At 70.5% G+C, this 12,717-nt stretch carries 12 protein-coding genes; 4 read left to right on the plus strand and 8 right to left on the minus strand.

The genetic code is table 11. The features are described from left to right. Positions 1 to 174: 174 nt before the first annotated feature. The 4 genes from GA0070561_RS07025 to murJ form a co-directional block, all read right to left on the minus strand. Positions 175 to 1,197 (minus strand): hypothetical protein, encoded by a 1,023-nt coding sequence (locus GA0070561_RS07025; protein WP_091396585.1) that lies wholly within the window; start codon positions 1,195 to 1,197, stop codon positions 175 to 177. Beyond that, positions 1,194 to 1,904 (minus strand): RNA polymerase sigma factor SigM, encoded by a 711-nt coding sequence (gene sigM / locus GA0070561_RS07030; protein ID WP_091396589.1) that lies wholly within the window; start codon positions 1,902 to 1,904, stop codon positions 1,194 to 1,196. Before sigM ends, GA0070561_RS07025 begins: the two co-directional genes overlap by 4 nt. Before the next feature lie 43 nt (positions 1,905 to 1,947). Next, a complete protein-coding gene (locus GA0070561_RS07035; RefSeq protein ID WP_091396593.1) occupies positions 1,948 to 3,555 on the minus strand; it encodes a protein kinase family protein in 1,608 nt (535 codons plus the stop codon). A 445-nt stretch (positions 3,556 to 4,000) separates the two neighbouring features. After that, on the minus strand, positions 4,001 to 5,752 hold the full coding sequence (gene murJ / locus GA0070561_RS07040) for a murein biosynthesis integral membrane protein MurJ (protein WP_091396597.1): 1,752 nt from the start codon (positions 5,750 to 5,752) through the stop codon (positions 4,001 to 4,003). Positions 5,753 to 5,878: 126 nt separating this feature from the next. Between murJ and GA0070561_RS07045 the strand changes: the two genes are divergently transcribed. Beyond that, a complete protein-coding gene (locus GA0070561_RS07045) occupies positions 5,879 to 7,339 on the plus strand; it encodes a CCA tRNA nucleotidyltransferase (RefSeq protein WP_091396600.1) in 1,461 nt (486 codons plus the stop codon). 76 nt (positions 7,340 to 7,415) lie between these two features. Here GA0070561_RS07045 and GA0070561_RS07050 read toward each other — a convergent pair whose 3' ends face one another. Next, positions 7,416 to 8,933, minus strand: coding sequence for a flotillin family protein (locus tag GA0070561_RS07050; RefSeq protein ID WP_091396605.1), 1,518 nt, complete (start codon positions 8,931 to 8,933; stop codon positions 7,416 to 7,418). A gap of 28 nt (positions 8,934 to 8,961) precedes the next feature. Then, on the minus strand, positions 8,962 to 9,519 hold the full coding sequence (locus GA0070561_RS07055) for a hypothetical protein (protein ID WP_373861544.1): 558 nt from the start codon (positions 9,517 to 9,519) through the stop codon (positions 8,962 to 8,964). A 77-nt stretch (positions 9,520 to 9,596) separates the two neighbouring features. Between GA0070561_RS07055 and GA0070561_RS07060 the strand changes: the two genes are divergently transcribed. Both GA0070561_RS07060 and GA0070561_RS34490 read left to right on the plus strand, forming a co-directional pair. Further along, entirely contained in the window at positions 9,597 to 10,082 is a 486-nt protein-coding gene (locus tag GA0070561_RS07060; protein ID WP_091396612.1) for a methylated-DNA--[protein]-cysteine S-methyltransferase, read from the plus strand. Further along, the gene (locus GA0070561_RS34490) at positions 10,079 to 10,210 is read left to right on the plus strand and encodes a hypothetical protein (protein ID WP_279616343.1); all 132 of its coding nucleotides are present in this window, start codon (positions 10,079 to 10,081) and stop codon (positions 10,208 to 10,210) included. The genes GA0070561_RS07060 and GA0070561_RS34490 overlap by 4 nt, the downstream gene beginning before the upstream one ends. Positions 10,211 to 10,272: 62 nt before the next feature. Here the strand turns inward: GA0070561_RS34490 and GA0070561_RS07065 are convergent, their stop codons facing one another. Both GA0070561_RS07065 and GA0070561_RS07070 read right to left on the minus strand, forming a co-directional pair. Then, entirely contained in the window at positions 10,273 to 11,352 is a 1,080-nt protein-coding gene (locus GA0070561_RS07065) for an inositol-3-phosphate synthase (protein WP_091396616.1), read from the minus strand. Positions 11,353 to 11,375: 23 nt separating this feature from the next. After that, positions 11,376 to 12,014, minus strand: a complete 639-nt coding sequence (locus GA0070561_RS07070; protein WP_030331823.1) for a PadR family transcriptional regulator — start codon at positions 12,012 to 12,014, stop codon at positions 11,376 to 11,378. Positions 12,015 to 12,188: 174 nt separating this feature from the next. Here GA0070561_RS07070 and GA0070561_RS07075 point away from each other — a divergent pair, with 174 nt between their 5' ends. Continuing rightward, positions 12,189 to 12,638: a DUF5318 domain-containing protein gene (locus GA0070561_RS07075; protein WP_091396619.1), complete on the plus strand. Its 450-nt coding sequence runs from the start codon at positions 12,189 to 12,191 to the stop codon at positions 12,636 to 12,638. The last annotated feature ends 79 nt before the right edge of the window (positions 12,639 to 12,717 follow it).

Below are 12,717 nucleotides of genomic sequence, written 5' to 3' on the forward strand. Positions count from 1 at the left end.
CCGAGTTGTGTGTGTTCGGCGTCGGCGCGAGCACCGATGCTGATCCGAGTCGCCGACGCCTGGGTGGGGCCGGCAGCTGACTTCCAGAACGTCATCGTACGAACCGGGGATTCCCGAGCCGGGCATCCGGTGGGTCAGGTCACGTGGGGGGTCATCGTGCCATTGACCGTGGATTCACCCTACCCGCGCCGAATACCGGCTGTCCGAGCCGGACCCAGGCACTCCGCACTCCGGGCCACTCACCCAGGCCCACCGGGCACCGGTTGCGTCGGTGAAGTGGATGACCAGCGCCTGTTCGCCCTGGAACCGCGCGTAGTCGATCACCTCGACCACCAGTGGGGCCGATCCGTGCTCCGCCGCGACGCTGGCCAGACAGCTGGTCAGCGCGGCTTCGTCGGTCAGCCGGGCCAGCCGGTCCGACCCGTCGGGAGAGGGACGGCGCTCGCCCTCGGCATCCACCTTTGGCTGCTCGCCCGGGGTGTTGCCGGTCGGCCGGCTGGCAGCCGGTGTGCGTGGCACGCCCGTGCCGTAGGCGTTGGCGAGGGTCTGCGGGGTGTAGTTCGTACCACTGCGCAGTGCCGGCCCGGTGGTGCGGGCCGTCCCGGCCCCCGCGACGCCCTCCGGCGCGCTCGCCGGCTGGTTCATGGCGTTGGTGTCAGCGGAGTCGTCCGACGCCCGCATCGAGAGCTGATTGAGGCCCAGCGCGACGGCGATGACGGCGATCGCGGCGGCGGCCACGGGTGCGCCACGGCGGGCCCAGCCGCGCTGGCGGCGGCCCGGACCGGTGGACGTCGGGCGCCCCGACCCGCCGGGCGTGGGGACGGGAGGCCGGCGACCGGCACCGCCCTGCGCCGGTACGACCAACGGCGTCGCCGTGTCGCCGTCCCGATCGAGGCTGGGCGCGCCGGCGGATGCCTTCTCGGTCGAGGTGTCGGTCGTCGGCTCCGCGGAGGCCAACGCGGCCAGGAGGCGGTCGGTGATCGCCGACGGCATCTCCGGGGACGGCTCGCCCCAGCGGCTCAGGTCCGTCCTGACCTCGGTCACGGCGGGGGCCAGCAGCGCGTACGCCTCGGCCCAGGACGGGTCCGCGGAGACCAGTCGGGCGACCTCGTCCTGCTGCGGGGTGCCGTCCAACGCCCCGCCGAGGTAGTCAGCGAGGAGGTCGATGTCGACCTCCCGGAACCCCTCGGTCGTCACGTGTCCTCCTGGTTGGCGTCCCGCCGGTACCGACCTGACCCCGATCCGACGCCCTGCACCGGGTCGGGGTTCCCCGGCGTGACGCCCGGCACGCCCGTGATCGGGGTGATGGGGTCCGGGCGGGCCGAAGGCGTCGCGACGGCGGCGGGGCGGAGGTGCCCGAGCAGCACGGCCAGCCGCGCCCGGCCCCTGGCACACCGGCTCTTCACGGTGCCCTCGGCGACGCCGAGGATGCGGGCGACCTCGGCGACCGGATAGCCCTGTACGTCGACCAGCACCAGAGCGGCGCGCTGCTCAAGGGGCAGCGCGGCGAGCGCCTCGCGGACCACCAGCACGGTGTCGTGGTCCGTCACCGGTGCCGCCGGCTCGAGCCCGCCGGTGCCGTCGTCGGCCCGGTTGCCGTCCGGCAGCGGCACGGTGGGATGCGCCTGCCGGCGTCGGATCCGGTCCAGGCAGGCGTTGACCACGATCCGGTGCAGCCAGGTGGTGACGGCGGAGTCGCCGCGGAAGCGGGCCGCCGCCCGATGCGCCGACAGCAGGGCGTCCTGGAGGGCGTCGGCTGCCTCCTCGCGGTCGCCGAGCGTCCGCAGGGCCACCGCCCACAGCCGGTCCCGGTGCCGGTGGAACAGTTCGGCGAAGGCGTCCCGGTCTCCGGCGGCGTGCGCGCGCAGCAGCTCCAGGTCCTCTGCGGCGGCGCGCCCGTCCATCACCGCGCCCAGTGCGAGCGGTGCCCGGACCGTGGAGCCCGGCTCACGACCCCTGGACCGTAATCTCCTGCACCCCCAGCTTGAACCCGTTCTCGGACGGCGGCAGCTCGGTGATCCAGAACAGCAGGTACCGGTATTTCTGGTCTGCGTCGAAGCCGTTGAACGTCATGGTGGTGCCGTCGTGGTCCTCGAACGGCTGGCCGATGGCGGTCTTGTAGCTCGCCACCAACTGCTTGTCACCGCTGGTGCTGGACGGCGGGTTGGTCGTGCCGGCGAGCAGCTGGGCGGACGCGCCGGTGGCCGACAGCACTGCCTGCACCGACTTGACGGTGTGCGGCTCGCCGAGGTCGATCCAGACGCCCATGCCCTTCTTCAGGTTGCCGAAGTTGGGCTTGTTCTCGTAGGTCTCGGTCTCCCAGCCCTTGTCCTCGTCGCCGTCGATGACCCTCTCGGCGTTCCGGACCTCACTGCGATTGCTGCTGTCCGGGTCGATGATCCGGACGTTCTTCACGGTCAGCTTGCGGGCCGTCGCGGCGGCCGGGGTGGCGTCGCCGGCCGGCGCACTGGAGGTCGGCGCGGCGGCCGGGGTGGGCTGCGGGTCCTCGTCGTCGCCGCCCAGGGCGATGATCCCGATCAGCAGACCGACCAGGGCGACGGCCAGCAGGCTGGCGATGCCGAAGGCGACCTTGCGGCCCCCGGCCGCGGCCAGCGGTGACGGCTCTTCCCCGGTTTCGGCGGCGAAGCGCAGCGGCCCGCTGTTGTCGAGGTAGTGCTCATCCTCGGCCGGCACGTCCAGTCGCGCCAACTCGGCGGCGAGCACGTCGGAGGACGGCGGCGCGATCTCGGCGTCGAGCAGGTCCATGGTCAGGTCGTCCAGGTACGCCGGAACGCCCGCCCGCACCTGGCGCGGGGCCGCGATGGCACCTCCGGCATCCCGAACAGCGTCCGGGATGGCGGCGCGGCCGTGGCCGGCAGTGGCGCCGCGCAGTGGTGCCTCGGCGTGCGGCCAGGAGCCGGTCAGCGCGAAGTAGAGGACACCGCCGACCGCCCGGATGTCGTTCTCCTGGCTGTCGGCGCCGTCGGTGCGGGCGTCGGCAAGGACCACCCGGCCCTCATCGCTGATCATGACCGTGCCGGGGTGGACGTTGCCGTGCACCATGCCGGTGGCGTGCACCGCGGCGAGCGCGCTCGCGACGGCGTTGCCGATCGCGGTGGCCCGAGCGGGGTCCAGAGGGCCGTCGGTCGCCAGGTCCCGCAGGGACTGCCCGTCGACCCACTCGCGCACCACGTACGCCCGGTCGGCCTCGTCGATCGCGTCGTAGACGCCGACCAGGTTGGGGTGGATGACCCGACTGGCCGCGACGGCGGCCTGAAGCATCTCGGTGGCGGAGTCGCCACCCGGGTAACGCAGCACCACGGCAACGGGACGGCGCAGGATGACGTCGACCCCGCGCCAGACCAGCCGACCCGCACTGTCGTTGTTGATGTGCTCAACCAGTTCGTACCGCTCGGCGAGGACTTCACCGGCCGTGGGAGCACCGAAGGTCATGACCGGAGGAGCGCTTTCGTCCGCCTCCTGACCCTCGCCGACCTGGGTCACCCGTCCTCCCTCGGTGATCGTGTCGATCGATGAACCCGAACTGCTGGGCATGTGGCTTCCCGCTCTGCCGTTGAAGGAACCGGCCGACCGGTGTCGACGCCCAGCGTCGGCCCCTGCCGTACCCGTCGAGAGCGACCTTACCCGGCTTGCCCGTCTCTCCGACATGTCATCTTCCCGCCGTACCTGGCGGGGTTCCGGCAGTCGAAGCGCTCGTCCGGTTACGACCGTTGTCAGCCACGTTGCTGGCACATGTACTAGCTAATCTACGGCCTCACCGCAAGTGACCGACGCCGGGGCTGGGCTGGCGTGCCGCTCGCGCTACCTCGTACGTTCCCACCGATCGGGTCGCCACCCTCAGCCGTACGGTTGGTTATCCACAGGCCGAAGCGGCGGTTGACCGGCGAATCGCGGAGTTATCCACAGGTGCATCCCCAGCCTGGTGATCCGTGGTCACGGTCCGTATGGGTGCCAACTTGTTGTAATCAGATGCGAACGTTCAGCGACCGAGGCGCCGGCGAACCATCCCGACCACCTCGGTGATCTCGCCGATCTTCAGCAGCATGGCCAGACCCAGGTAGGTCCCGCCGATCACCACGCCACCGATCACGAGCTGCACGACGGCCTGCATCCAACTTGGCCTGTCGCCGCCCGGCAGAAGACTCACGACGAGGAGGCCGACCAGTGCGGCCCCCAAGGCGGCGACCGCCACCCGACCGAGCGTGCGCAGGATGGCACCCATCCCGATCCGGCCCACACGGGGCCGCAGCAGCCACGCGGAGGCGAAGGCGGCAGCCAGGTAGGACACGGCGTTGCCGATCATCATCCCGGCCGCGGCGAAGTGGGCGGCGAAGGCGACGTAGAGCACCACCTGCACGCCGATCCGCAGGGCGACCACCGGGATGTTGATCAGCGCCGGGGTGCGGGTGTCCGGCAGGGCGTAGAAGGCGAAGGTGAAGAGCTGGCTGATCGCGAACGGCACCAGCGCCAGCGCCGCCAGGAGCAGCACCAGCGAGGTGTCTGCCGCATTCTCGTCGGTGAACGCGCCGTAGCGGAACAGCGTCACGGCCAGCGGAGTCGCCAGTACGGCGTAGCAGACCGCGATCGGGGCGAGCACCGCCGAGACGGTGCGCGTGCCCCGCGACAGGTCGGCGGCGACGTCGGAGTAGCGGCCGTCAGCGGCGGCTGCGCTCATCCGAGGCATCAGTGCCGTGATGATCGATACGGCGATGATGCCGTGCGCCATCATCAGCAGCAGGAACACGTTGTTGTAGATCAGCGGGCCGGCAGCGTTCTCCTTGCCGGCCCGGTTGAGCAGGTTGAACAGCACGATCAGGCCGACCTGGCTCACCGCGACGTAGCAGAACATCCAGCCGCCGAGACGCCCCAGCTCCCGTAGCCCGAGAGTGCGGAAGTCGAACCGGAACTTCCACCGGAAGCCGACCTTGCGCAACGCCGGCAGGAGGCCGGCGGCCTGGATCGCAACGCCGAGCAGGGTGCCGCCGCCGATCAGCAGAATCCGGCCGGGGGTCATCTGGTCGGGCCGGACGATCTCGGCCCCGAAGATCGCGATGTACAACCCGGCGGTGGCGATCACCACGATGTTGTTGAGGATCGGCGCCCACATCGGCGCGGCGAAGTGACCCCGGGTGTTGAGCACCGCGCTGATCAACGCACTGAGACCGGTGAAGAAGATCATCGGCAACATCAGGTACGACAGCGCCGTGACGAGATCCCGGAAGTCGGTCCCCGTCTTCTTGCTGGCGTAGAGCGACGTCAGCACCGAGGCGAACGCGACCGCGATCAGCGCCGCCACGGCCAGGGCCAGCACCGCCAGGGTCAGCAGCCGCTGGGCGTACGCCTGCCCGCCGTCGGTGTCGACCCTGCGCCGACGGACCAGCACCGGGATCAACACGCTGGTGAGGATGCCGCCGAGCAGGAACTCGTAGACCATGCCGGGCAGGATCTGCGCGGTGGTGTACGCGTCACCCACCAACGCCCCACCCAGCGCGGCGGTCAACGCCAACGTGCGCAGGAAGCCGGTACCCCGGCTGACCAGGCTGCCGATCGCCATCACCGCACTGTTGGCCGCCGCGCTCGCCTCGCCCACCTGCTCCTGCGGCGGCGCGGTCGACTCCATGGCCGGCTGGTTCAGCGGCTCGGCGGAGATGAAGGTGGCGCCGTCCCCGGGACGGACACCGGGGCCGCCGTCGTTCGCGGCGTTGGCGCTGCGGTAGAGCCCGCCGCTCATCTCCAGCCTCCCAGGGGTACGTCGAGTCGGACACCGACCCGCACGCCACAGACCATAGTCAACCCCCACCCGTTACCCGCGCCCGGCGGATCGGATCACACCCCGGCCCGATAAGCTGGCGATCCCATGTCCGAAGCCTCCGCTCCTCACGCCGCCGACCGCCGCGAACTCACCGCCGCGCAGCGCAACGCCGTCGCCGAACTACTCCGGGTGTCCCCGGTCGCCGACGAGTTGGGCCGCCGCTTCGTCCGCGCCGGTCACGAGTTGCACCTGGTGGGCGGTTCGGTGCGGGATGCCCTGCTCGGTCGACTCGGGGATGACCTCGACTTCTGCACCGACGCGCACCCCGACGAGACCCTGCGGATCATCAAGGGCTGGGCCGAGTCGATCTGGGAGACCGGTCGGGAGTTCGGCACCATCGGCGCTCAGCGCGACGGCCTCCGACTGGAGATCACCACCTTCCGCGCGGAGTCGTACGACCAGGTCAGCCGCAACCCGGTGGTGGTGTACGGCACCAGCCTCGACGAGGACCTGAAGCGGCGCGACTTCACGATCAACGCGATGGCGGTCAGCCTGCCGGACCACCGGTTCACCGACCCGCACGGTGGGCTGGACGATCTTTCGGCCAAGGTGATCCGTACCCCGAGCACGCCTGGTGAGTCGTTCGGCGACGACCCGCTGCGGATGCTGCGGGCCGCCCGGTTCGCCGCGCAGCTGCGTTTCGCCGTGCACCCGGACGTGCACCTGGCGATGACCGAGATGGCCGCCGACCTGGACCGGATCACCGCCGAGCGGATCCGCGACGAGTTCACCAAGTTGCTCTGCGGCGCCGACCCGATCACCGGGCTGCGGCTGCTGGTCGACACCGGGCTGGCCGAGCGGTTCCTGCCGGAGCTGACCGGCCTGAAGCTGGAGATCGACGAGCACGCGCAGCACAAGGACGTCTACGAGCACACGTTGACGGTCGTCGAGAACGCGGTCTCCTACGAGGAGGACGGCTGCGACTTCATCCTGCGGATGGCCGCCCTCCTGCACGACGTGGGCAAGCCGGCGACGAAGGCGGTCGGGTCCGACGGCCGGGTCAGCTTCCACCACCACGAGGTGGTCGGCGCTCGGCTGACCAAGGCCCGGATGAAGGCGATGCGCTACCCCAAGGACGTCACCGCGCAGGTGACCGCGCTGGTCGCGCTGCACCTGCGCTTCTACGGGTACGGGCGGGGCGAGTGGACCGACTCGGCGGTGCGCCGCTACGTCGCCGACGCCGGTGACCTGCTGCCCCGCCTGCACAAGCTGACCCGCTCGGACTGCACGACCCGCAACCGGCGCAAGGCCGCCCAGCTCGCGGCCGACTACGACGCGCTGGAGGATCGGATCGCCCGGATCGCGGCCGAGGAGGACCTGGCGCGGGTTCGACCCGACCTGGACGGTAACGCGATCATGGAGCTGCTCGGCGTACCGCCGGGGCCGGTGGTCGGGCGGGCGTGGAAGCACCTCAAGGAGCAGCGCCTGGAGCACGGCCCGCTGGACCGTGACGCCGCCGAGGCGGAGCTGCTGCGCTGGGCCCGCGCCGAGGGTCTGATCTCCTAGCGCTTCGAGCCGAGCGACGACCGATGCCGACGGGCGCCACCCCCGAACCGGGAACGGCGCCCGTCGGCGTACCTCGTCAGCGGGTTTCGACGGCCTTCCCGTCGACGGACGCGGCTCCGTTGCCGGCCGGAGTGGACGCCGAGCCCAGCCGTGCCAGCAGACCGGGCAGGTCGATGCCGGTCAGGTCGCTGCCGAGCTGGAGGCCCTGGGCCACGTTGCCGGCCACCGACTTCGTGAGCGACGACGCCCCGTCGGTGGAGATGACGGTCATCTTGTCGATCGCCCCGATCGGCGCACTGGCCGCCTCGACGACCTGCGGCAGAACCTTGACCAGCAGGTCCAGCACAGCCGCCTCTCCGTACGCGGCGAACGCCTCGGCCTTGCGCGCCATCGCGTCGGCCTCGGCCTCGCCCTTGGCGAGGATGGCCGCGGCCTCGGCCTGGCCTTCCCGCTCCACCGCCTCGGCGATGGCGGAGCGTCGCCGCTGCTCGGCCTCACCTTCCTTGGCACCCTCGATGGCGTTGGCCTCGGCGAGCGCGGCCCTCCGGGCCCGCTCACCCTCACCGGTGAGGCGGGCCTGCTCGGCGGAGGCCTGCGCGGCGGCGATGACGGACTGGCGCTGCGCGTCGGCGTGCAGCACCGCCGCGTTGCGGGACGCCTCGGCCTCCTGCTCCACCTTGTACCGGGCCGCGTCGGCCGGCTTGCGAACCTCGGTGTCGAGTTGGCGCTGCTTGAGTTCGGCGTTGCGCTCGGCCACCTTCTGCTGTTCGGAGAGGATCGCCTGGTCCCGCTCGGCCTGGGCCAGCGGTCCGGCCGCCGCGGACTTCGCCTTCGCCGCGTCGATCTCGGCCTGGATGCCGGCCTGCTTGAGGGCCAGGTTGCGGTTCGCCTCGGCGATGGCCTCCTCGGCGAGCAGCCGCTCCTGCTCGGCCTGCTGCCGGGCCCGGGCCTCGGCGATCGCCGCGTCCTTCAGCACCCGGGCCGCCTCGGGGCGGCCCAGGTCCTGAAGGTAGGAACCTTCGGCGAGGATGTCCTGGAGCTGGAAGGTGTCCAACACCAGGCCCTGGTTGGTCATCGAGTGCTCGGCCTCCTCGGCGACCGCGCTGGCGAACGCCGCCCGGTCCCGGATGACCTCCTCGACGGTGAGCCGGCCGACGATCGAGCGCAGCGCGCCGGCCAGCACCTCCCGGGTGAAGTTGTCGATCTCGTCCTGCTGGTGCAGGAACCGTTGTGCGGCGGCCCGGATCGCGTCCTCGGTGCCGCCGACCTTGACGATCGCCACGCCGTGCAGGTCGGCGCGGATGCCCTGCTTGCTGACGGCGCCCCGGATGCCGACGTCGATCCGCCGGCTGGACAGGTCGAGCGACTGGAGCTTCTGCACCACCGGCAGCACGAAGACCGAGGCGCCCAGCACGACCTTCTGCCCGGAGTTGTCGGTGGACCGCCCGCCGTCGGCGGTCTGCGTGGTGCGGCCCTTGCGACCGGTGACGATGAACGCCTCGTTCGGGCCGGCCACCTTGATCCGGGAGAGCACGAAGAGCACCAGGATGAGCGCGAGGAGGACCGCGCCACCGATGGCGATGAGTAGGGCCATATGAGGAGTCCCGTCTGTGAGGGGGAGGTCAGTAGGTCTCTACGTGCACGCTGGTCTCGCTGAGCGCCTGCACGACGAAGACCTGGGCACCGATCGGGATCGGCTGGTCCGCGCGGGCGCTGAGCTTGACCGGTTGGCCGGCTAGGCGAATGCGGACCTCGCCGTACCCGTTGGCCGGCACCGGGGTGACGACCAGGCCGAGCGCGCCGACCAGGTCGTCGCGGGTGGGGGTGGGGTCGGTGCGCATGTTCCGCGCCGCCCGACTCAACCGGGACGCCAACCAGCCGGTGGGCACGGCCGCGAGCACGCCGCCGGCCACCGCCCCGACGACCATGCCAGGTGTACGCGCTCCGAGCAGCTCGTTGACGATGGCCGCGCCGAACCCGAACGCCCCGGCGAAGCCGGCGACCGTCTCGACCGAGATCGGCCCGTCCACGTCGGCGTGCCCGAACTGGAACAGCTCGGTGCCGAGCAGGGCGAGCGCGAGCACACCGATGCCCGCCCCGCCGATGATCAGAAAGATGAGCGTCCCCGTTGCCACGACCTTGACGGTATCGACGCCGCGCAACGCCGAACGGCCTGCCAGGGCGGGTCGGGAGTGGCGCTCAGCCCGACGCTGGTGGCCGGGCCGGCGAGAGAGTCCGCGTCAGGGAGAATAGGTGGATGCGCTGGGCTGTGCTCGACTCACCGATCGGTGAGTTCTCCGTCGCCACCGACGGCACGAGCGTCCGCGGTGCCCATTTCGGCCGGCTCGAGGCGGCCACCAACGAGCCCGACGACGCGCTGTCCCGGCAGGCCGTCGACGAGCTGCGGGCGTACTTCGCCGGTGAGCTGACCGCGTTCACCGTTCCGGTGTCGGTGCCGCGCGGCTCTGACTTCGAGCGCGCCGTGTGGCGGGAGATGACGCGGATCCCGTACGGGGAGACGCTGACGTATGGCGAGGTGGCGCGCTTGGTCGGCGATCCCGGAGCGGCACGGGCGGTGGGAGTGGCCTGCAACCGCAACCCGGTCCCGGTGATCGTGCCGTGTCACCGGATCGTCGGCGCGGGCGGCAAGCTGGTCGGCTTCGGTGAGGGCCTGCCCCGCAAGGTCAAGTTGTTGGAGCTGGAGGCCGGGGTCGCGCTGCGACATGCTTGGGCTGGAAGTTGACGCCGGTCAGCCAGGGTTATACAACTTCGGTATGGCTGGCATTGACCGACGCGCTGGTCAGTGGCGAGGTCGACTCGATTGACGAGTTGGCGTTGCGGCTGTCGCCGTACCTGGAGATGTCGAGCTGAACGCGGCGAAGGGCCGGGTCCGTGCGGACCCGGCCCTTCCACGTGCTTGGTGATTCAGCGCGTCAGCGCGTGACCTCACCGGCAATGAACTCCTCGACGGCCTGGTGGGCGTCGTGGTCGGCGTACTGCACCGGCGGGGACTTCATGAAGTACGACGAGGCCGACAGGATCGGGCCGCCGATCTTCCGGTCCAGGGCGATCTTCGCGGCCCGGACCGCGTCGATGATGACGCCGGCCGAGTTCGGCGAGTCCCACACCTCGAGCTTGAGCTCGGCGTTGAGGGGGGTGTCACCGAACGAGCGGCCCTCCAGGCGGATGTACGCCCACTTGCGGTCGTCCAGCCACGGCACGTGGTCCGACGGGCCGATGTGCACGTCGCTCTTGCTCATCTCGTGCGGGATCTGCGAGGTGACCGACTGGGTCTTCGAGATCTTCTTCGAGACCAGCCGCTTGCGCTCCAGCATGTTCATGAAGTCCATGTTGCCGCCGAAGTTGAGCTGGTACGTGCGCAGCAGCTCGACGCCGCGGTCCTCGAAGAGCTTCGCGAGAGCGCGGTGCACGATGGTGGCGCCGACCTGGCTCTTGATGTCGTCACCGACGATCGGCAGGCCCGCGTCCTCGAACTTCTTGGCCCACTCGGGGTCGGAGGCGATGAAGACCGGCAGGGCGTTGACGAACGCGCAGCCGGCGTCGATCGCGGCCTGGGCGTAGAACTTGGCGGCCTGCTCGGAGCCGACCGGCAGGTAGCAGACGACGACGTCGACCTGCGCGTCGCGCAGCGCCTGCGCCACGTCGACCGGGGTGGCGTCCGACTCCTCGACGATCTCGCGGTAGTACTGGCCCAGACCGTCGAAGGTCGGACCGCGCTGCACGCTGACGCCGGTCGGCGGCACGTCGCAGAGCTTGATGGTGTTGTTCTCGCTGGCGACGATCGCCTCCGCGAGGTCCATGCCCACCTTCTTGGCGTCCACGTCGAATGCCGCGACGAACTCCACGGCGTTGACGTGGTAGTCGCCGAAGGCGACGTGCATGAGACCCGGGACGCGGTCGTTCGGGTTGGCGTTCCGGTAGTACTCGACGCCCTGAACCAGGGACGAGGCGCAGTTACCCACACCGACGATGGCGACGCGGACGGAGCCCATAGCGTCTGCCTCCTTCTTTTCTGTCACGGCCGCTCATTCCTGGTCTCTCCAGGCGGAGGCGGGCTGTTGTCTTCTCGTCGGCCGCCGGCTGTCCCGATGTTCGGGACCGTCGGGGCTCGGCCGGAGCGCTCGTTGGCGATGAGCTCCTCCAGCCAGCGGACCTCGCGCTCACAGGCATCAAGGCCGTGGCGCTGCAGTTCCAGCGTGTAAGCGTCGAGGCGCTCGGCCGCCCGGCCCAGCACGTCACGAAGCCCTTCGCGACGCTCCTCGATCTTGCGGCGGCGACCCTCCAGAATGCGCAGTCGGGTCGCCTGGTCGGTCCGGGCGAAGAACGCGAAGTGCACCCCGAAGCCCGTGTCGTCGTACGTCTCGGGCCCGGCCTGTGCGATCAGCTGGGCGAAGCGTTCCTTGCCTTCCGCGGTGATTTTGTAGACCACCCGACCTCGTCGGCTGGTCAGCGCGGGAACCTCCTCGGCAGTGGCGGGCGTCTCAGCAGCTTCGGTGATCCATCCCGCCGCCTGCAGCCTGCGTAGCGTGGGATAGAGCGAGCCGTAGCTGATCGCCGCCCGGATCGCGCCGAGTTTGGCGGTCAGCTCCTTGCGCAGCTCATAGCCGTGCATCGGAGACTCCTGCAGGAGGCCGAGGATGGCGAACTCAAGCACTGGCCACCCTCTCTTTACCCTCCGGCGGGAGCGGTAACCGCCGCGATGTATCGGACCGATACATCGCACGTTAGCGGGTCGTGCGGGCCAGGGCAAACCCCCGTTCCGAGATGCCGTCGTCACGGATTGTGAGCGTGGTCGCCTGGTCGGGCCGGACCGCGTACCCTTCTCCGCATGCGTACGCAGCGCCAGGTCGTCGACTACTCGCTTCAGAAGCGAGCAGTGCTGCGTGAGCTCCTGGCCGGCCGGGTCGGCACGTACGACGTCTGCGACGCGTCGCCGTACCTGAAGAACGCCGCTCGGTTCCACGGTGAGCCGACCGACCGGCGCTGCCCGATCTGCCGGAGCGAAAACCTGACCCTGGTCCACTACATTTACGGTGACGAACTCAAGCAGTCCGCCGGACAGGCTCGGACACTGACTGAGTTGCCCGTGCTGGCGATGACGCTGCGTGAGTTCCAGGTCTTCGTGGTGGAGGTGTGCCTCGGTTGTGACTGGAACCATCTCGTCGAGCAGTACCTGCTCGGCCGGGACGGTCTGACCGGCGACAGCGACGGCATCAGCGAGCAGGACGCGGCGGGCGCCGGAGGCGCCGGTCGGCGGAGGCGAGAGGCGCAACGGTGATCTCAGCTGGTTGGACCGGCCCCGGGGCCGTAGACGAAACCCGGGACGGCCGACCGCTCGTTGGCCCGATTGGCCCGAT

The organism is Micromonospora saelicesensis, assembly GCF_900091575.1.
GTDB classification, from domain to species: domain Bacteria; phylum Actinomycetota; class Actinomycetes; order Mycobacteriales; family Micromonosporaceae; genus Micromonospora; species Micromonospora saelicesensis.

Bases quoted from the DNA above. Each gene is read 5' to 3' on its own strand.
- sigM (WP_091396589.1), bottom strand. From the start codon at position 1,904: ATGGACGGGCGCGCCGCCGCAGAGGACCTGGAGCTGCTGCGCGCGCAC.
- GA0070561_RS07035 (WP_091396593.1), bottom strand. From the start codon at position 3,555: ATGCCCAGCAGTTCGGGTTCATCGATCGACACGATCACCGAGGGAGGA.
- murJ (WP_091396597.1), bottom strand. From the start codon at position 5,752: ATGAGCGGCGGGCTCTACCGCAGCGCCAACGCCGCGAACGACGGCGGC.
- GA0070561_RS07045 (WP_091396600.1), top strand. From the start codon at position 5,879: ATGTCCGAAGCCTCCGCTCCTCACGCCGCCGACCGCCGCGAACTCACC.
- GA0070561_RS07050 (WP_091396605.1), bottom strand. From the start codon at position 8,933: ATGGCCCTACTCATCGCCATCGGTGGCGCGGTCCTCCTCGCGCTCATC.
- GA0070561_RS07060 (WP_091396612.1), top strand. From the start codon at position 9,597: ATGCGCTGGGCTGTGCTCGACTCACCGATCGGTGAGTTCTCCGTCGCC.
- GA0070561_RS07065 (WP_091396616.1), bottom strand. From the start codon at position 11,352: ATGGGCTCCGTCCGCGTCGCCATCGTCGGTGTGGGTAACTGCGCCTCG.
- GA0070561_RS07075 (WP_091396619.1), top strand. From the start codon at position 12,189: ATGCGTACGCAGCGCCAGGTCGTCGACTACTCGCTTCAGAAGCGAGCA.